Source organism: Jannaschia donghaensis (assembly GCF_001403795.1).
Taxonomy (GTDB): domain Bacteria; phylum Pseudomonadota; class Alphaproteobacteria; order Rhodobacterales; family Rhodobacteraceae; genus Jannaschia; species Jannaschia donghaensis.
In genome coordinates this window covers 1,647,388-1,666,119 of record NZ_CXSU01000012.1, presented here as the reverse complement: position 1 = coordinate 1,666,119, position 18,732 = coordinate 1,647,388, and the positions used below count along the sequence as shown (strand labels likewise).

Here is an 18,732-nt window from a genome sequence, read left to right as displayed (position 1 = left end):
CCGCGCTTGAGGCTGGTGAAGTCATTACCGCCGTGATCTTGCCAACGCCGCCGCCCGGACGACAGGATTACGTCAAGGTGCGGGATCGGTCGTCCTATGCCTTCGCGCTCGTCTCGGTGGCGGGTGCCGTTGCGGTCGAGGACGGACGCATCTCCTCGGCCCAACTGGCCTTCGGCGGTCTGGCCCCGCGCCCGTGGCGCGACCCGGCTGTGGAGCAGGCCCTGATCGGGCGTATGCCCGACCGCGCCGCCGCTGACGCCGCCGCCGATGTCCTTCTGGAAGGCGCGCGCGGCCACGGTGACAACGATTTCAAGATTCCCTTGGCGCGGCGGACCCTGCGCCGTGCGCTGCGCAGCCTGACGGAGACGACATGATGGACGGTACCCCCAAGGCATTCGACGTCGCGCTGACGATGGACGAAACTCAGCCCCGCGTTCTGGACAGGATGGCCCAAGGCCTTCTGGGCACCGCGATGGACCGGCCCGATGGCCCGCTCAAGGTGACGGGCACCGCGCCATACGCCGCCGAGCATTCCGTCGACGGGTTGGCCACCGGGTTCTTGGTGCGCGCGACGATCACGCGCGGTCGGGTGGCGCATGTCAACGTCGAGGGCGCGATGGCTTTAGATGGTGTTTTGGCCGTCTTCACCGGCGATCCGCTGCTGCGCAATCCGGCTCAGGGCACGGCCGCCGAAGCGCCCGAGCAGGTGCTGCCGGAGGTTCATTACCTGGGTCAACCTATCGCGCTCGTCGTCGCGGAAACCTTCGAGCAGGCCCGCCACGCCGCCCAGACCCTCGATTTAACGTACGACGCGGAAGAAGGTGCCGACGTCGATCCGGCCACTGCGACCGAAACCGAAACGCCCAAGGGCAAGCGGCTGGACCAAGGCGATCTGGCGGCGGCGATGGAGGTAGCGGCCCATAGCGTCGATACCCGCTATACCACGCCCGGCCACAGCTCCGCCCCGATGGAGCCGCACGCCTCGGTCGCGCAGTGGATCGACGGACGTCTCGAACTGCACGGCGCGTATCAGATGCTCAAGTACAATGTGGCCGAACTCGCCGACGCGCTCGGCGTCGACGAAAGCGCCGTGCGCATCCACGCGCCGTACGTCGGTGGTGGTTTCGGGTCCAAGCTGGGCATCGCGCCCGAGGCGGTGGCCGCAGCCCACGCGGCACGCGAGTTGGATCGGCCCGTTCGCGTGGTGCTGACCCGCGATCAGGTTTTCGAGATGACCATGCGTCGGTCCGAGACGGTGCAGCGGCTGCGGCTGGCTTGCAACGGGGAAGGGCATTTGACGGCTTTGGGACACGAGGACCGGGTGTCGAACCTGCCGGACGAGGGTTTCGCAGAACCGACGGCACAGGGGACCCATTTCCTTTATGGTGGCGAGAACCGGTTTTTCGAGCAGACCGTCGCCCGCGTTCATCGCTCCTGCGCCGGGTCGGTTCGCGCGCCGGGCGAAGCGGTCGGAATGATCGCGCTGGAATGTGCGATGGACGAACTGGCCGAAGCGGCTGGGCTGGACCCAATCGACCTGCGACTGCGCAACATCCCCGATACCCACCCCGAAGATGACCTCCCCTATTCGGAGCGGGGGCTGGCGCGCTGTTTGACAGAAGGGGCCGAGCGTTTCGGCTGGTCGGGCCGTGGCGCGCCCGCGTCGCGGTTGGAGGGCGATTGGTGGGTCGGCATGGGCGTCGCCTCGGCGGTGCGCACCAACATCCTGGGCGAATCGAAGGCCCGCGTGACGCTGCGCCCGGACGGCACCGCCCTTTGTGAGACGGATATGACGGATATCGGCACAGGAACCTATGCGATCCTGACGCAGATCGTGGGCGAGATGCTGGGTTTGCCGCGTGATCGTATCGAGGTGGCGCTGGGCGATTCTGACCTGCCGAAATCCAGCGGCTCCGGCGGATCATGGGGCGCGCAATCCTGCGGCTCGGCAGTCTTCCTGGCAGCCAAGGGAATTCGCAACGCCTTGGCCGAGGCGGCTGGCGTGGCCGAAGACGACCTGACGCTGAAGGACGGGTTCGCCACCGGTGGCAATACCCGCCGACCCCTGTCAGACCTCATCACTGATCCCATCGTCTGCGAAGGGCATGTCCAGCCAGGCGACACGTCCGATGATTTTTCAATCGCGGGCTACGGCGCGCATTTCGCCGAGGTCGGCGTGCACCGCGATACCGGTGAGGTGCGGGTGCGCCGGATGCTGGGCGTCTTTTCCATCGGCCGTGTGCTCAACCACAAGACGGCCGTATCGCAATGCCACGGCGGCATGATCTGGGGCATCGGCAGTGCCCTGACCGAGGAGTTGATGCATGATCGGTCCGACGGGCGGATCGTGAACCATAACCTCGCGGAATATCACGTCCCGGTCAGCCTAGACGTGCCGCAACTGGACGCGCTTCTGCTGGAGGATACGCGCGACGATGAAGCCAATCCGATTCAGGCCAAAGGCATCGGCGAGTTGGGCATTTCCGGCGCTGCGGGGGCCATCGGCAACGCGATCTACAACGCTTGCGGTGTACGGGTACGTGACTTTCCGGCGACGCCCGACAAGGTGTTTCCGGGTCTGCCGGACACCGATTGAAAGACGCATTCGCGCGACGTCAGCGTGCGAAGGTAACGTCCGCCATCGGTCCGTCGGTCGCCCGATCGGTGGCGCGGAAGGACAAGGTGTCGCCGTCCAGTCGCCACGTCACGATCTGGGACACGTCGCCTCCGGTGTCGGGGTCCCGGGCGCGAAAGGTGAAGTAGACGGCCGGCCCGTCGACGCGGCCGGCCACGGCGGTCTCTCCGGGTCCGTCGGGGTTCGACCAGAAGCCCCGGACGCTTCCGTCCGGGTCCGCGGCCAGAGCGCCGTCGATCTCGAACCGTCGACCGGGCACCGCGCAGACACCCCGTACGCGCAAACGCGCCCGCGCCGCGTCGTAGGCGTTGTCGAGGCGGCAGCGCACGATCTCCGGCTCGCTGGCCGGGGTCTGACGCGCCATCCCGTCGCCTTGCCATGCGCCGGCCATCTCGGGCAGCGGGTCGGCCAGTCCGGGTGTCGCCGCGCAGAGCAGCGGGGCGAAATATCTAGCGATCCGCATGTCGGTCCCCGATCATCAGAAGGGCGGGCAGGACAACCAGATCGGCGATCAGCGCCGCCACGAGCGTCAACACCATCATCGCACCGAAAAGGCGGACGGGAAAGAACAGGCTCAGACCCGTCGCGGCCAGCCCGGCGCAGAGCAGGATCGACGTCATGATCATCACCCCACCCGCACTGCGCACCGCGGACCGAACGGCTGTGCGGGTCGGCTCGGTCTGCCGGGCGATCCGGTAGCGGTTCAGATAGTGAATGGAATCGTCCACGGCGATGCCGAATGCGATGGTCAGCGCAAGGACGGCGGGCGGCGTCAACTGGCCTGCGGCTATCATATGCAGCGCGGCACCGACGATCAGCACAGGCAACAGGTTCGAGATCAGGACAATGGGAAAAAGTCGCGGTTGCCGCAGCCATCCCGCCACCAGCAGTGCGCCGCCCGCACAAGCGGCCAGGAGCCCCAGAGAGAGTTGATATATCAACGCAACGGATTCGTGGCGCATGATCGCAGGCAGACCCAGGACCTGTGCGGCCCCTCCCGCCAGCGCAGCCGCTTCGATGCGGTCGAAAGCAATCAGTGTCTCCGACGAGCGCATCGGTTCGGGCAGGGCAACGGCGAAGCGCAGCCGACCTGTTTCAGGATCGCGCAGCCTGTCTGTCACGACGGTCGGCAAACGTGCGCGGGCCTCGTCTGAGGGCGGTGTTTCGGGCGTGCCCAACCAACGCGCAAGCGCAAGTTCCGACAGGACGGAGTCGGCCTTGACTGCCGCCTCGACGGCGCGCACGGCCCGCCGCAGGTCGGGCCACGCCGCTTCCTCCGGCATCTCGACCCAGAGGCGGAAGGCCCCCCCGAAATCACCGGCGATACGATCGTGGGCAGGTGCCAGCGCGCTGTCTGCGGGCAAATTCTGATAGAGCGGAAACCACGCCTGCGTCGTGGAAAACCCGGCTCCGGCCAGCACGAGGAGAACTCCTCCGGCCGCAGCTGTTCGTCGCGGCATGCGCAACGCGGGACCCCCGATACGCTCGGCGGTGCGCGCGAACCCTTTGCCCAAGGCCCGTGGCGCGGGGGCCAGCAGCGCCGACAGGATGGCAAAGCCTGGCAATAATATCACCAGCGTGATGATTGCCCCGACCGCGCCGAGCGTCGCAAATTCTTCCAATTGCATGTTTCCGGTGCCCAGGATCGTGCCGAAGGCCAGCGCCGTCGTCAGCGCGGTCAGGACGCTTGCCGGGCCGACGGTGGCAAGGGTCCGCGCGATGCGGTTGGACAACGACCCTTCCTCGGCGGTGAGGTGGACCGTCAGGTGCAGGCCGTTCGCCACCCCGAGGATCAGCATCAGCACCGGAATCACGTTGCTCAGAACGGTGATCGGCTGACCCAGCCATGCCGCCAAACCCAAAACCGCGAGTCCGCTCGCCAAACCCGGCCCCACCGCGATCACGGCGAGGCGCAGGTTTCGAAGCAGCAGGAGCGCGGTCAGCGCCGTCAGGACCGCCCCGATGGCGTTGAGCCGCAGCAGATCGGCGGAGAGGCCCGCCCGCATTTGAACCGCTACGGCCTCCGCCCCGGTCAAAGTGACCCGAAGCCCGGCGTCTCGCAGCGGTGCGGCAATCTCGTCGAGGTCTTCGATCGCTTGACGGGTGTCGCTGGTCTTCGTGTCGACGGCAACCACGAACAAAAGCGCGCGTTCCGCGATCAGGGTGGGCAGCCCAGTTTCCAATCCGCGAAATGCGTCCAGCCGGCCGGGCGCATCGTCCGCCAAATCGGCTGGCAGAACCGGCGCATCGGGAAACACAGCGTGACGCGGTGGAAATCGTAGCGAAAACGTGGAGGAGACGGCGGCCACACCGTCGGCAAATTCGAGGTTCAGGGCCAGATCGCGCGCCGCTTTCAGATCGGCAGGGGACAGCGGCTCATCTGCCTCGATCAGAATGGCGACATCGATGATGGCACCCTGCGAACTGGCGTCAAAGGTGCGTTGCGCCTTGCTCAAAGGGGAGTCCGACAAAAACACGCGCCCGACATCCCCGTCGAAGCGCAACGTGCCCAGCGGGGCGAACAGCACGGCCAAGGCAGCCAGCAGGATGACGGCTGCGACCTTCGGTCGATCGACGATCCAGAAAATAAGTCGGGTCATGACTGACCGGTCTGATGCACGACGGCACCGTTAGCGAGGCTTGGATCATGGATTGGATGCAGGGCGCGGCGACAGGCAGCGGTCAGAGATCTAGCAGTGACGCCAAGCCGCGCCGCTCGGCCCCGTTCGGATGACATCAGGATCAAGAGCATAAAGACCTGAAGTATAACGAACACGGCAAGGACCCCAAGGGGGAACGGCTGCGTTATCGCCAAAGACTATGGGACAGACGATCCACGTCGTCTGCATTGGAAGGGGGACGTCCATGCCGACATGTTCCCCCCAAATCAAGCACGTCGCGTCTTGCCGTCGGCGTTCGGTGTACGAGGCCGGGCCCTTCATCGCAACTATATCGATCTGACTCCTCCCAGGCGACGGCAAAGTGGCGTGTCACCATGCCAGGGATCGCTCAGTCGAAGACCATGTCTGTTCCGAAATCGTCTCCACCCCGATCCGTGATCTTCAAGGATGCGACGTATTGCACGCAACGATCTACGGAAGAGGCGAGCGATACTGCTGACCTGTTCCCTCGAAGGCATAGGACGACCCCATTATATCGGATGACGCCGTTTCGAAACCATTTCGCCCGCTGCTTGGCGCGTTGAATCAACAGCCCGTGATCGGCAGGCCGGCGCCTCAAGTTGTCTGGACGGCCCATCCGGTAGCGAGCTTGATCCGTCGGATCGTGGCCCGATGTCAGGAACCGAAGAGTCTCTCTACCAGTCGGCGTTACCAAAAGCGTTGACAGCAATCGCCTGTCTCTCCCATAAGGTATTACGTTAAACCTTTCGGGCCTGCCCGAATCCTTGGGAGGGGACTTCATGCGTATCATCGGAACACTCGCGGCGAGCACGGCCATGATCTTGGCAGGGCAAGGCACCTTGGCGCAGCCGTCCGAGAAAGTCGAAGGCAAGATCACGTTCTACACTCATTTCACACAGTTCGAGCAGGATGGAAGTTGGAATGCGTGGGCGGCTGATTTTGCGGAGAAATACCCAGGCGCGGAAGTCGAGATCATCGGTGTTTCGAACTATCGCAAGGAGATGCCGACGCGGATCGCATCCGGTGACTACGGCGACGTTCTCAATGTTCTCGATAATTTGCCGCCGTCCGACTACGCCGAATTCTACGCACCTTTGACGGATATGTCCCTGGCGGAAACCCACAGCTTCGTTGATCGCTACCGGGTCGATGGTGAGGTTTACGGATATATCTACGGCCAGAACGCGGAGGCGGTCGTTTACAACAAGGCAGCCTTTGAAAAGGCCGGCATCGAAAGTGTTCCCACCACCAAAACGGAGCTCTTCGCCGCCTGTGAGAAGTTGAAGGATGCCGGCATCGTGCCGTTTCAGATCAATATGGGTGCCGGCTGGCCGATGCAGCAGTGGGACAAGGCGGCGCTCTTGTTCGCGAACGACGGCGGCTATTACGATGATATGGTCAGCGAAGCCGCGCCCTATGCCGCGGACCGCCCTTATGGCATGTCGGTTGCCTTCGTGAGCGATCTGTTCGATGCTGGATGCACCGAGCGTGATTACACGGCCAACAACTGGGATCAGTCCAAGGTGCTGCTTGGCACCGGCGAAGCGGCCATGTGGTTTCTCGCCAACTGGTCCGTGCCGCAGACCGTGACGGCCGCCGAGGCGCTTGGAGTCGAGAATGTCGCCGAAGATTTGGGCATGTTTCCTCTGCCAATCGACGACAGCGGCGATCCGGCGGTTCTTCTGAACCCCGATTGGGCCCTCGGCGTGTCGGCCAACTCGGACAATCCGGTGACGGCGAAGGCGTGGATCGAATTCCTGCTGACCGAAACGGATATCTCGAACGCGGCAGGCTTCATCCCCGGCGATCCCCGCATCGCGCCGACCATGCCTCAACTCGAAGAGTTGATGGCCGGAGAGCCGCGCATGATCGAGGCCGGCACGCCGAGTGCCGAATTCAAGCAGGCCATGGCGGACGCGCGCCTCGACTTCATGACCGGCACCTATATCCGCGATCTGGTGCTGGCCGAGGATGCAGAGGCGGCACTGGCAGAAATCAATCGCCGATGGGCCGACGCCACCGGCAATTGAGGTCGCCCAAGCGATCAGGCGGCGCGTATCCGCGCGCCGTCCCACATTCGAGAGAACGCATTCCATGCAACTCACCGCCCGCGCGCAGCGGTGCCTGGTCATCGCCGGGTTTCTGATCGCGCCCCTCACCTTACTGGCCGTATTCAGCCTTTGGCCCGCCGTTCAATTGGTCTGGTTTTCGCTCACCGATTGGGATGGGATGTCGGCGGATAAGTCCTTCGTCGGTCTGGACAACTACCGCACCATCCTGTTCGAGGATACGGGCCTGCTGCGCCCGCTTCTCAACTCGCTGTATTATTTCGCGGGCTCGATGCTTCAACTGGCGTTGGCGACCTATTTCGCGGTTATCCTGAACCGGGGGATGCCCGGCTCGGCGGCCTTTCGTCTCATCCTCTTCATGCCCTTCGTTCTCAATTCCGTCGCGGTATCGATCGTGTTTCGCGACTTTCTTCAAATCGAAGGGGGGCTCGACGCCCTGATGACGATCGTCGGCCTTGGCGCGTGGACCCGCGAATGGGTGCAGGACCCGGACATCGCACCTTGGTCTCTCGTCTTCGCGTCGGTCTGGCGATACTTGGGATTCCAACTTCTCATCACCTACGGCGCGCTTCAGGCCGTGCCGCAGGACCAGTACGAGGCCGCCCGTATCGAGGGCGCATCCGAGTGGCAGCAGTTCCGGTTCATAACCTTCCCCGCGATCCTGCCGATCCTCGGGTTGCAGATGATCCTCGCCACGGTCGGGAGCCTGGAAGTCTTCGACGTACCATTCCTGATCACCGGGGGTGCAAATGGCACCAAGACGTTCGTCATGGCGACGCTGGAGGAGGCATTCGAGTTTCGCCGCGTCGGGATGGCGGCCGCGATGGCCGTGATCCTGCTGGCCGGCGTGCTGGTGGCGGTGGCGATCCAGCGGCTGGTCCTGCCCAAGGAGGAGGCGCGATGACCCGCGCCGCCGCGATGCGCCGCTTTTGGACGGGGGTGCATTACGTTGTCCTTACCTTCGCGTCGATCTTGGTAGTCGCCCCCCTCGCCATCGCCTTCATCAACAGCTTCAAAACCCCGCTGGAGATGCTGCGCGGCGAGAAGACGGACTTGCCGGCCGACCCCGTAAATATCCAGAACTACGTCGACTTCATCGAGCGTCAGCCCGTCGGTATCGCCTTTTGGAACACTGCCTTCGTGATCGCGGTGTCGCTGATCATCGTGACGCTGATCGGCACGATGGCGGCCTATGTCATCGACCGCTTCCGATTTCCGGGCCGTCGCGCGATCCTGCTGGCCTATGTCATCGTCATGGCCATTCCGCCGATCACGACGCAGGTCTCGCTCTATCAGGTGATGCTCGGGCTGGGCCTCGTAAACTCCAAATGGGCGCTGATCGCGCTCTATTCGGGGGCGGATATCGTCTCCCTCTACATCTTCATTACCTTCATCGGTGCCATCGGCCGCGAACTCGACGAAAGCGCGCGCATCGAGGGCGCGAGCTATCTGACGATCTACTGGAAGATCATCCTGCCGTTGATGGTGCCGGCCATATCCACGGTCGTGATCCTGCGAACCATCCACATCTACAACGACTTCGTCCTGCCCTATCTTTACACGCCACGGGTGGAGCAATCGACGGTTTCGATGCTGCTCTACAAGGCGTCGGACATGATGTCGTCCTCGACCGAGGCGGTGTTGATGGCGGGCATCGTGATCGTCATCGCACCCACGCTGATCGCTTTCGTCGTGCTGCAACGGCAGATCGTGTCGGGCATGATGCGCGGCGCGGTGAAGGGATGATGGGCCGGGTCGTGACATTCTGCTGCACGCGGATCTGGCAGATGGCGGCGATCAATCTGACGGCGTTGGGCCTGACCCTTATCGGCGGCCTTATCCTGGGGGTGGTCCCCGCAATCGTCGCCGCATTCTGGGCGGTCGGTCGCCTGGACCGCCCCGCAGCCGACCTTGCACGGGGGATGTGGGATGAATGGCGCGCCGAATTTCTCCGTTCGAATATCGTCGCCCTGCCGCCCCTTGTGGCCGCCATCGCGGCGCTGATGGCGATGCCTTTCGGGGGTGTCGTCGCAGGCCTGTTGTTGCTCGTCGCCATTCTGTCCGCCGCCTACGCCTTGGCCGCGCTGCAAATGCTCGCCCAGGTCGACGGAACAGCTGGCGACGCCCGGGCCAATGCGGCCTTGGCGTTCGCCCTTGCCCCCTGGCGACATGTGCTGGCCACCGCCCTCGTGCCCGCAGCCCTGATCATTGGCTGGTCCCAGCCGCCGCTCGCCCTGTGGTTCGGTCTGTCTGTCCCATGCCTTCTGGCGCGCAGCTTCATCAATCCGGCACTCGTTGTCGCCCTACCAACGGAGACGCGCGCATGCCGCCCGGCCTGACCCTCGACAAAGTCACCAAATCCTACGGCGCGGTGCAGGTTCTGCACGGCATCGACCTGACACTTACGGCCGGCGAATTCCTCGTCCTGTTGGGCGAGTCCGGTTGCGGCAAGTCCACCCTGCTGCGCCTCATTTCGGGGTTGGAGACGGATCATGGCGGACGGATAGAGATCGCGGGGCGCGACGTGACCGCCCTCGATCCATCAGACCGGAATGTGGCGATGGTGTTCCAGTCCTACGCCCTCTACCCGCATATGACGGTATACGAGAACATCGCCTTTGGCATGCGCATCCGCCGTGCGCCCAAAGCCGAAATCACGTCCGAAGTCGCGCGGGTCGCTGCGGTCCTCAAGCTGACCGATCAATTGGCGCAAAAGCCTGGTCAGCTTTCGGGCGGGCAACGCCAGCGTGTCGCCATCGGTCGTGCGATGGTGCGCCACCCGGACCTGTTCTTGTTCGACGAGCCGTTGTCGAACCTCGATGCCAAGCTGCGCGGCGAGATGCGTGCGGAAATCAAACGCATCCACCACGCCCTGGACGCGACCATCGCCTATGTCACCCACGACCAGATCGAGGCGATGACCCTGGCCGACCGGATCGTGCTGCTCAACGGGGGCCGGATCGAGCAGTTGGGAACCCCCGACGACCTGTATAACCGGCCCGACACGCTCTTCGCCGCGCGCTTCATCGGCACGCCCGAGATCAACGCCCACCCCTGCACGGTGCACGCGGGCGAAGTATGGATCGGCGACGTTCGACTGCCCTTGCCTGACACCGCGTCCCGCGCATCGGTGGCCGACGGCACGGCGGCAACACTGGCGATCCGGCCCGAGTTTCTGACCCTTGGGGCACAGGGTGACGTCGTGACCCGGAACCTGCCCGCGATCAGTCACGAACCCCTTGGGGCCGAGACCTCCATCGTCCTCGATTTTCACGGTGCGCCATTACGGATGCGCGTTCCGGGCCTGCACCACGTCGCCCCCGGGGCCAGGCACTCCGTCACCTGGGACATGGCTGGTGCGCATCTTTTCGACGCCAAGACAGGTGCGCACCTTTGAAGCCCAACATCATCCTCATCACGTCGGATCAGCTGCGGCCCTTTGAACTGGGCTGCTACGGTGGCACGGTCGTCACGCCAAACATCGACCGTCTCGCGGCTCGGGGCGCGGTGTGGGAAACCGCGATCACCAATTTCCCCGTTTGCATGGCCGCGCGCTCCGTCCTGATTTCGGGTCAGCACAACCGCACGGCCACCGGCGGGCGCACCAACGTCGCTTATCCGGGGCGGCCGGGCGATTTCAACATGCCCGAATATCCGTATCCCCGCCGCCCGCATCTGCCCGATGCGACCTTGGCCGAGGGGTTGCGTGCCGCCGGGTATCGTACGGCCGTGATCGGTAAGTGGCACATACACTCCTGGCCGCATGAGATCGGGTTTGACCACTATACGATCCCGCGCGTCCATCATGCCCATTCGGCGCAAATCTACTCCCGCGATGGCGGCCCCGAATTCGCGCCCGGCGGCTGGTCGGTCGATTTCGAAGCGTCCGAGGCCGAAAACCACATCGCTGCGCATGCAGGCGGCGATCCCTTCTTCCTCTATTACAATATCTCGCCGCCGCACTGCCCCGTGGCGGACCTGCCGGACGAATTTCTGACGATGTACGATCCGGCCAACGTGGTCCTGCGCGAAAACACCGACGCCGCGCGGATCAATGACCGAGACTATTGGTACAAGGTCTATCGCTGGGACTTCCGGCATTACTCATTCCGCTTGCCGCACACGATGGACCTGCCGCCCGGCTACGATATCCGCCATCTTGCCGCCGAGTATTTCGGTGCGGTGACCTGGATGGACCGGGCGGTGGGGCGTATCCTGGACGCTGTGACGAAGGCCGGGATCGAGGAGGATACGCTTATCGTCTTCGCTTCCGATCACGGTGAAAATCTCGGCTCCCACGGTTTGGTCCAGAAGGGCAGCCCCAACGACGAAAGTCTGCGCATTCCGCTGGTGATGGCAGGGCCGGGTGTCGTTCCGGGTCACCGGATCGACCGATCCGTCGCGTCCCTCGTCGATCTGGCCCCAACGTTGTTGGACGCGGCGGGGCAGGGGACACCGGCGCACATGCAGGGCGCGTCCCTCATGGCCGAAGCTGTGGGTGGCTGCGACGCGCGCACGGCATTCTTCGAAACAACCGACGGGGTCGGCCTGCGCAGCCCGGTCGCGACCATCTTCGCCCCGCTGGACGGGCGCGCGATGGCTGCACCGAACCTGTTCCACGACAACACCGCCGACCCGTTCCAGTACCGCAACATTATGGACGACAGGCACGACGACCCCCTCGTGGCGGAGCTTGCCGCCCGCAACGCCCAGATCCCCTGGTCCGACCTGAAGGACGATACATGACACCGTTTGAGGTCCCTGCGACCGCCATCGATATCGATTTGAACGGCAGATGGATGCTGACGGGTGGCGGACACGATGTTCCGATCGATTTTCCGGGCGATGTGCACAGTGCCCTGCTGGCCGCAGGCATCATCGAAGAGCCATATTGGCGCGACCGCGAAGCGGCGTTGGACTGGGTTCACCAGACCGAATGGACGGCGACGCGGCAGTTCGACTGGACGGGCGCGGGCCGGCAGACGCTGACGTTGGACCGGTTGGATTGCCACGCCGTCGTAACGGTCAACGGCACGCAGGTCGGTCGCCCCGGCAGTGCGTTCCTGCGGCACGATCTGGACGTGACGGCGGCGCTGGTGCCGGGCATTAACGAGATCGCGATCCGCTTTCTATCAAACAGCGCCATCGCCGCCGAAGCGGCCGCGAATGCGCCCATCCCGATCCCGTACATGGCGCAGAACTGCCGCCTGCCGCACTATAATTTCCTGCGCAAACCCCAATGCGACGCCGGTTGGGACTGGGGGATCGCGCTGAGCCCAATCGGCCTGCTGGGCGGCGCGGTCCTGCGGGCGACGGACCCGGTGCGTTTGGATGATGTTATGGTGCGTCAGATCCACGATGGGGGACGCGTCCGGGTGGAGGTTACGCTGCATGTCCAGACGGACACTGCGGAACAGGTGACGGCCCGGATGGAACTCGACGGGCGCGTGGTCGAACGGGACGTGCAACTCTGGCCCGGTCCCTGCGAGACGTCTCTGAGCGTGGAGGTGGAAACGCCGCGCCTGTGGTGGCCTGCCGGGCACGGCACACAGGAGACCTACGATCTGCAAGTCTCCATCGGGGATCAGTCGCGAACCCTGCGGATCGGACTGCGCGAGGTGGAGCTTGTCACCGACGCGGACGAGATCGGCCATCGCTTCGCATTCCGCATCAACGGGCGCGAAATCTTCATGAAGGGGGCCAACTGGATCCCCGCCGACGCGCTGCCAGGCCGTGCGACACCCGAGGCGACGGCCGATCTTCTGGACAGTGCGGTCGGCGCGGGCATGAACATGATCCGCGTCTGGGGCGGCGGGCGATACGAGGACGATTGGTTCTATGAGATGTGCAGCGAACGCGGGCTGATGGTCTGGCAGGACTTCATGTTCGCCTGCAACCTTTACCCGTCGAACGACCGTGCGTGGCTGGACCTCGTGCGCGCGGAAGCCCGCCAGCAGGTGCGCCGTCTGTCGGCCCATCCGTGCATGGCGCTGTGGTGCGGCGACAACGAGCTGGTGGGCGCGCTCAAGTGGTTCCCCGAAGCCGCGGCCAATCGCGACAGGTATCTTGCGATGTACGACCGTCTCAACCATGCGTTGGAGGAGGTGGTGCAGGATGCCGGCCCCGACGTGCCATTCTGGCCGTCTTCCCCCTCCGTAGGGCCACTCGACTTCGGCGACGGGTGGCACGACGACACCTCGGGCGACATGCACTTCTGGGACGTCTGGCATTCGGCAAAGGATTTCGAGCACTACCGCTCCGTCCGCCCGCGCTTCTGTTCGGAGTTCGGGTTTCAATCCTTCCCCTCCGCGCGCCTGACCGAGACGTTCACCCTGCCGTCAGACCGCAACGTGTCGTCGCGGGTCATGGACGTGCACCAACGCAACGACGGGGGGAATGCGCGGATCGTCGAGACCATCGCGCGCTATTTCCGCTTTCCCGATGGCTTCGACGACATGGCCTGGCTCAGCCAGATTTCCCAGGGCCTCGCCATGAAGACCGCCATCGAATTCTGGCGCTCCTCGAAACCGCGCTGCATGGGCACCCTGTATTGGCAGCTCAACGACACCTGGCCCGTCGCCAGCTGGTCCAGTCTTGAATATGGCGGCGGGTGGAAAGCGCTGCATTACCTGGCGCGCCGCTTCCATGCGGACGTGATGGTCACATGTCAGCCGGACCCGCAGACGGGTCACCTAATCCTTTGGGCCGTCAACGATACCGCCGGGCCGGTTTCCCTGTCGGTGGCCGCGCGCACCGTGTGGTTCGACCGGGATATGGAAACGGCCGGGGATTGGCCCGTCGTCGTTCCCCCGGACCGGGCCGTGGAGGTCGCGCGCGTGACCGTGCCGGAAGACGCGTTCGTGCACTTCGAATGGGCAGATACCGACGGCGTCCACCGGGGCGAAAACGAATATCTTCCCAAGCGCCCCAAGGACTACGATCTTGGCGCACCCGTCGTGACCGCCACCCAGAGTGACGGCACAGTCACGCTAAGTACGGATCGTCCCGCCCTCTACGTGACCTGGGACGCCGGGGGGGATACGGTGTGGTCGGACAATTGCCTGACCTTGCTGCCTGGGCGGCCTCGCGTTCTTACGCCCCAGCGGCATCGGAATTCGCACCTGCCCCCCAGCAGCCCGCGCGTCAGGTGCCTGCAAGGATAGATGCGCGTGCCCAGATCGAGACCCGACACCCCCGTCACCCTGAAGGACATCGCCAGCGAGCTGGGGGTCTCCATCACCACTGTCGCGCGGGCGATGAAGGACGGCCATAAGATCGGCGCGGAGACGGTGACCCGCGTGCGCGATACGGCCGAGCGGATGGGCTATGTCCGCAATCTCGACGGGGTGAAACTGCGCACCGGGCGCACGTTCGCAGCCATGGCGTTCCTGTCATTCTCGAACGAGGAGGAGATCGGGGATTCCGGGTCCGTCGGTTTGCTCAATGGCATCCATCACCGCTTTGCCGGAACCGATTATGCGGTGCGTGCGGTGCCCGTCACGATGGGCGACGTGGCTTTGGACCGGTTGCAGGACGTGGTGCGCGGCCGGGGGGCGGACGGGATCATCCTTGACCATACCGAACTTCAGGATCCGCGCGTGCGCTACCTGTTGGAGGCGGGCGTCCCCTTCGTGACCTTCGGACGCACGGAGCTGCTTTCGGACCATGCCTATTTCGACATCGACAACGAACACGCCGCCTGGCAGGGTACGACCGCCCTTCTGGACGCCGGGCACACGCGGATCGCACTTCTTGATGGCGACCGGCGCTATACCTTCGTGCGGCAACGCGAGCGGGGCTATGCGCGCGCGCTGGGCGACCGCGGTCTGATCCCCGAGCCGGGGCTTCAGGTTCACGGCGAACTGGCCGCCGACACCGCCCGCGCGGCAGGCCGCGTCCTTGCGGAGCGCGGGGCGGACGGTATCGTCTGCGTCAACGAGCTGTCTTTTCTAGGCGCGCGCGCGGGTGTTCGCGATGCGATCGGCGTGGCTGCGGGTGCCGTGGGGTTTTCGGTTCGCACCGGCACCAACCTTGGCGATTATCTCGGCACGCCCATTCACGCGTCGCATTTCAGTCGCGTCGCTGCGGGCTGGATGCTGGCGGATCTTCTTCTCAAACGCATCGACGGGGCGTCGGCGTCGGAGTGTCAGATCATCGAACGCCCCTGTCTGCGATCTCCAAAGGACACGGCATGAAACGCTCCCGCATCAACGAAATCCTGGCCGAAGGTGACGCCTTCATCCGCAGCCATGGCTATGTCATGCCCCCCTTTGCCGATTGGTCCCCCGAAAGGATTCAAAGCGACGAGGCGGCGACCATTCGATCGCGCGGCATGGGATGGGATATCACCGATTATGGGCAGGGCCGCTGGGATGAGATGGGGCTGTTCTTGTTCACCGTCCGCAATGGCACCCTGTCGGATTTGAACACCGGACGCGGCATGCTCTATGCCGAAAAGATCATGATTTCGCGCCGCGATCAGCTTTCCCCGATGCACCGTCATGACCTCAAGGCGGAAGACATCATCAACCGTGGCGGCGGCGATCTGATGATCGAGCTGTTCGCGCCGGACCCGGACGGCGGCATCGACCGGACGTCCGATGTGACCGTCCCCTGCGACGGCGTGGATCGAACGTTGAAGGCCGGCGGTCACCTTTGTCTGAAGCCCGGCGAAAGCGTGACCCTTCTGCCCGGTATCTGGCATGCTTTCTGGGGCGAAGGCGCGGACGTTCTGATCGGCGAGGTGTCGACGGTGAACGACGATGCCGGCGACAATGTCTTCGAGCAGCCCATCGGTCGCTTTGCCGACGTCGAGGAGGACGTCGCGCCTGAGCGCTTGCTCGTATCGGACTACTGACGGGACGGCAGGGCAGGTTCGGACAAGATGAAGGTCGACGATTGGATGTTCGCTTGAGACTGCCTGCCCAAACGTCAGCAGATGGCGACATTTACGAACCAAAGCGCTCTCCAACTCTGTCCGCTTTGCGTCCAGCTCGGCTCCTGTCCTGCCACCGGCGACGGGAGGGTCTTTTTCGAGAAAGCTGCATAGCGGCATCTAAAATCTGTACCAATATCCGCCAACACCTGCCGCTCGCTCTGACTTCCAGCCGATGCCAAGTTCATGCCCTCGGCGATGCAACGTGCGCGCCGGCTGTCTAGCCGGCTGTCTAGCGGTGGCCGGCCCACCCCCGGTCGTCGGTGAAGGCGCGGCTCGGGGAGATCGGCGCGGGCTCATACCCGTCGGGCAAATCAGTGAGTGGTGCCAATGGCGTGGACGAGGCCGCCAGAACGATGTTGGTCCGTCCGTTGGAACTCAGCTTGCCCTGCGCTGCCTGGACGTGCGGATAAAGGCCAGTGAGGATTGCGTGAACGCCACGGGCAAGCCGGCCATCCGGCGTGTCGATCAGGTTCACATAGACCGGACCGTCCACGACCGTCCGCAGACGCTCAAAGGTTTCCTGCGTAACCAGATGGGCCGGTACCGAATTCGAAGAGAAAGCATCCATGACGGCGGCGTCGAAGCGGTGCTCCGTCTGGTTGAGATAGACCCTGCCATCGGCATGGACGATGCCGAGGCGTCCCTTTGCCTCCCGGTCGTCAAGGTGGGCGGCATAGCCCGTCCGCTCCATCATCGCGGCGGCCCAGGGCAGGTGCCGCCGGACCACGGACGTCACGAGTGGGTCGATCTCCACCGCAATCGCGCGGGCCTGCGGGCGCGAGTGGAGAAGCTGGGTGGGCAGCGTATAGCCGCCCCCGCCGATGAACAGGACCGAAGGGGCCGGCCCCAGATCACGGTCCATCCGATCCCAAAGCCACTGCGTGTAGGACAGCACGAGCTTGGAAGACTTTTCGGACGGACCGTCGTTCGGGCCAATCCGCTCCGCCGCCTGAGTAATTCCGTCCGAGTACAGAAGGATATCGGCACCTCGACGTTCGACATGAAGGCAGGAAAGTCCCGACTCGTACTCGCAGATCGACCCACCGGCGATGGCCGCAAATCCCACGAATGCGGCCGCCCCGATCACTACGCCCGATTGCGATTTCTGCCCTGTGTCAGCCGGTTCGTCGGCCCCGTCGCCGTCCCCTGGCGGTGTGGATCGTATGAACGGCAGACACAGAAGCGTTGCGGCACCGCAGGCGGCGAAGGTCATCGCCGAGCCGAAGAAGGGCAGGGCGACGAACCCGGCGAGGATCGCGCCGAGGATCGCGCCAGACGACCCGGCCGCGAGAACCAGTCCCAGCGAAGAACCTTCCCGGCCCGGGCGCGCGTCGACGGCAAGTTTTGCCAGGAATGGCGAGGGTGCGCTTATCAGGACCGAAGCGGGGAAGAAGACCATGAAGACGCTGAAAAGCATTCCCCCGGTGCCCCGTGCGCCCATCGCATAGAGCAGTCCGAGAGCGGTCGGTGACAGCGCCATCAGCACGGCTGCCGCGACCAAGGCACCTTGGACATTGCGGACTGCGGTTGGACGGTCGCGTTCCGCGATGAAGCCGCCGATCGCGCTGCCGAGGGAGAACCCGGCAAGAACCGTCGCAATCACCGCGGTCCATGTCAGCAGGGACGTGCCGAAAAAGGGCGCGAGGACCCGCCCGGCCGCGATCTCATATGTCAGCCCTATCGCAGAGAGCACGGTAATAAGGCCGATAATGATCCAAAATCGCATCGTGGCCTCTTTGTTGTCTGTCCGCGCCCTGCGGCGACCCTGCTTCCAGGCGATCGTCGTAGATCCTCGATCCGGGACAAGCAACTTCGTCCGCGACGTACCTTGTGCGCGTCTGAAGCGAGCTGAGGTGTCATCGATCCTCGACCGGTGCGCCTCGGCCAATGCCGGGTTCGAACAAAGACCACCAATTTCACTCACGGGACGAAGGCTGCTTCGGTGAAGCTGCTACGGGAAAGCCCTTTCAATGACCCTCGGACCCGCATTCGAAATCATTCAAAATGCTCGACCGTCCGTCATGCCGCTTGCCGGCGCGACGGGCGCGCGCGGAATGCTCGCCGTGACCGTGTTCGGCATTCCGCTGATCCCCGGCCTCTGTGGTGATACGGTCGTTGCGCAACCGGCTGCGACCTGACCATGGCAGCCCCCCCGCTGCGGCGGAGGTCACATCATGACACTTGCCATACCGATCGCCATCGTCCTTTCCTTGAAACTCGGATTGATCTTTTGTGTCAAACGGACCGGTGGGCGTTTCTTCTCCAGTTCTGATCTGTCGTGTCTTTCCGCATACCGCGCAGATGGCGATCGGGAACGGCAGCCGGGATAGAGGCAAGTTGCGCCCCTCGCCATGAACGATCGCGTCGACCGCGCCTCATCGACCTGGAAAGGAAACCCAATGTCTTTCGTAAAATCGGTAACCCTTGCCGCCGCCCTGATGCTGCCTT

Annotated in this window: 14 protein-coding genes and 1 pseudogene; 12 read left to right on the top strand and 3 right to left on the bottom strand. The window is 64.2% G+C overall.

From position 1 onward, the window contains the following. Together JDO7802_RS17385 and JDO7802_RS17380 are read left to right on the top strand one after the other, a co-directional pair. Nucleotides 1-374, top strand: a pseudogene (locus JDO7802_RS17385) (xanthine dehydrogenase family protein subunit M); the annotation flags it as partial. Next, complete coding sequence (locus tag JDO7802_RS17380) at nt 371-2,596, top strand: xanthine dehydrogenase family protein molybdopterin-binding subunit (RefSeq protein WP_055087164.1); 2,226 nt, start codon at nt 371-373, stop codon at nt 2,594-2,596. The pseudogene JDO7802_RS17385 and the gene JDO7802_RS17380, both read left to right, overlap by 4 nt. A 19-nt stretch (nt 2,597-2,615) precedes the next feature. Here the strand turns inward: JDO7802_RS17380 and JDO7802_RS17375 are convergent, their stop codons facing one another. Together JDO7802_RS17375 and JDO7802_RS17370 are read right to left on the bottom strand one after the other, a co-directional pair. Further along, a complete protein-coding gene (locus JDO7802_RS17375; RefSeq protein WP_055087163.1) occupies nt 2,616-3,098 on the bottom strand; it encodes a hypothetical protein in 483 nt (160 codons plus the stop codon). Next, nucleotides 3,085-5,235, bottom strand: a complete 2,151-nt coding sequence (locus JDO7802_RS17370; protein ID WP_055087162.1) for an efflux RND transporter permease subunit — start codon at nt 5,233-5,235, stop codon at nt 3,085-3,087. The genes JDO7802_RS17375 and JDO7802_RS17370 overlap by 14 nt, the downstream gene beginning before the upstream one ends. A gap of 821 nt (nt 5,236-6,056) precedes the next feature. On the opposite strand from JDO7802_RS17370, the gene JDO7802_RS17365 reads away from it, so the two are divergent. The 9 genes from JDO7802_RS17365 (at nt 6,057) to JDO7802_RS17325 (ending at nt 16,203) form a co-directional block, all read left to right on the top strand. Then, the gene (locus JDO7802_RS17365; RefSeq protein ID WP_055087161.1) at nt 6,057-7,307 is read left to right on the top strand and encodes an ABC transporter substrate-binding protein; all 1,251 of its coding nucleotides are present in this window, start codon (nt 6,057-6,059) and stop codon (nt 7,305-7,307) included. A gap of 64 nt (nt 7,308-7,371) precedes the next feature. Further along, the gene (locus JDO7802_RS17360; protein ID WP_055087160.1) at nt 7,372-8,250 is read left to right on the top strand and encodes a carbohydrate ABC transporter permease; all 879 of its coding nucleotides are present in this window, start codon (nt 7,372-7,374) and stop codon (nt 8,248-8,250) included. Next, nucleotides 8,247-9,092 (top strand): carbohydrate ABC transporter permease, encoded by an 846-nt coding sequence (locus JDO7802_RS17355; protein ID WP_055087159.1) that lies wholly within the window; start codon nt 8,247-8,249, stop codon nt 9,090-9,092. The genes JDO7802_RS17360 and JDO7802_RS17355 overlap by 4 nt, the downstream gene beginning before the upstream one ends. A gap of 41 nt (nt 9,093-9,133) precedes the next feature. Then, nucleotides 9,134-9,685 carry a YesL family protein gene (locus JDO7802_RS17350; RefSeq protein WP_187298176.1) on the top strand — a complete coding sequence of 184 codons (552 nt, stop codon included), beginning with the start codon at nt 9,134-9,136 and terminating at the stop codon, nt 9,683-9,685. Then, on the top strand, nt 9,670-10,743 hold the full coding sequence (locus tag JDO7802_RS17345; protein ID WP_055087157.1) for an ABC transporter ATP-binding protein: 1,074 nt from the start codon (nt 9,670-9,672) through the stop codon (nt 10,741-10,743). Before JDO7802_RS17350 ends, JDO7802_RS17345 begins: the two co-directional genes overlap by 16 nt. Next, on the top strand, nt 10,740-12,092 hold the full coding sequence (locus JDO7802_RS17340) for a sulfatase-like hydrolase/transferase (protein ID WP_055087156.1): 1,353 nt from the start codon (nt 10,740-10,742) through the stop codon (nt 12,090-12,092). The genes JDO7802_RS17345 and JDO7802_RS17340 overlap by 4 nt, the downstream gene beginning before the upstream one ends. After that, nucleotides 12,089-14,509, top strand: a complete 2,421-nt coding sequence (locus tag JDO7802_RS17335; protein WP_055087155.1) for a beta-mannosidase — start codon at nt 12,089-12,091, stop codon at nt 14,507-14,509. The genes JDO7802_RS17340 and JDO7802_RS17335 overlap by 4 nt, the downstream gene beginning before the upstream one ends. A 6-nt stretch (nt 14,510-14,515) precedes the next feature. Then, entirely contained in the window at nt 14,516-15,541 is a 1,026-nt protein-coding gene (locus JDO7802_RS17330) for a LacI family DNA-binding transcriptional regulator (protein ID WP_187298175.1), read from the top strand. After that, nucleotides 15,538-16,203 carry a D-lyxose/D-mannose family sugar isomerase gene (locus JDO7802_RS17325; protein ID WP_055087153.1) on the top strand — a complete coding sequence of 222 codons (666 nt, stop codon included), beginning with the start codon at nt 15,538-15,540 and terminating at the stop codon, nt 16,201-16,203. Before JDO7802_RS17330 ends, JDO7802_RS17325 begins: the two co-directional genes overlap by 4 nt. Before the next feature lie 310 nt (nt 16,204-16,513). Here the strand turns inward: JDO7802_RS17325 and JDO7802_RS17320 are convergent, their stop codons facing one another. Beyond that, nucleotides 16,514-18,010: a fused MFS/spermidine synthase gene (locus JDO7802_RS17320; protein ID WP_055087152.1), complete on the bottom strand. Its 1,497-nt coding sequence runs from the start codon at nt 18,008-18,010 to the stop codon at nt 16,514-16,516. Between the two features lie 244 nt (nt 18,011-18,254). Here JDO7802_RS17320 and JDO7802_RS18435 point away from each other — a divergent pair, with 244 nt between their 5' ends. Next, nucleotides 18,255-18,422 carry a hypothetical protein gene (locus JDO7802_RS18435; RefSeq protein WP_222836419.1) on the top strand — a complete coding sequence of 56 codons (168 nt, stop codon included), beginning with the start codon at nt 18,255-18,257 and terminating at the stop codon, nt 18,420-18,422. The last annotated feature ends 310 nt before the right edge of the window (nt 18,423-18,732 follow it).

What these genes read in the sequence shown, in the direction of transcription:
- JDO7802_RS17370 (WP_055087162.1), bottom strand. Translation starts at nt 5,235, where the DNA reads ATGACCCGACTTATTTTCTGGATCGTCGATCGACCGAAGGTCGCAGCC.
- JDO7802_RS17335 (WP_055087155.1), top strand. Translation starts at nt 12,089, where the DNA reads ATGACACCGTTTGAGGTCCCTGCGACCGCCATCGATATCGATTTGAAC.
- JDO7802_RS17360 (WP_055087160.1), top strand. Translation starts at nt 7,372, where the DNA reads ATGCAACTCACCGCCCGCGCGCAGCGGTGCCTGGTCATCGCCGGGTTT.
- JDO7802_RS17365 (WP_055087161.1), top strand. Translation starts at nt 6,057, where the DNA reads ATGCGTATCATCGGAACACTCGCGGCGAGCACGGCCATGATCTTGGCA.
- JDO7802_RS17375 (WP_055087163.1), bottom strand. Translation starts at nt 3,098, where the DNA reads ATGCGGATCGCTAGATATTTCGCCCCGCTGCTCTGCGCGGCGACACCC.
- JDO7802_RS17350 (WP_187298176.1), top strand. Translation starts at nt 9,134, where the DNA reads ATGGCGGCGATCAATCTGACGGCGTTGGGCCTGACCCTTATCGGCGGC.
- JDO7802_RS17325 (WP_055087153.1), top strand. Translation starts at nt 15,538, where the DNA reads ATGAAACGCTCCCGCATCAACGAAATCCTGGCCGAAGGTGACGCCTTC.
- JDO7802_RS17345 (WP_055087157.1), top strand. Translation starts at nt 9,670, where the DNA reads ATGCCGCCCGGCCTGACCCTCGACAAAGTCACCAAATCCTACGGCGCG.
- JDO7802_RS17355 (WP_055087159.1), top strand. Translation starts at nt 8,247, where the DNA reads ATGACCCGCGCCGCCGCGATGCGCCGCTTTTGGACGGGGGTGCATTAC.
- JDO7802_RS17380 (WP_055087164.1), top strand. Translation starts at nt 371, where the DNA reads ATGATGGACGGTACCCCCAAGGCATTCGACGTCGCGCTGACGATGGAC.
- JDO7802_RS18435 (WP_222836419.1), top strand. Translation starts at nt 18,255, where the DNA reads ATGACCCTCGGACCCGCATTCGAAATCATTCAAAATGCTCGACCGTCC.
- JDO7802_RS17320 (WP_055087152.1), bottom strand. Translation starts at nt 18,010, where the DNA reads ATGCGATTTTGGATCATTATCGGCCTTATTACCGTGCTCTCTGCGATA.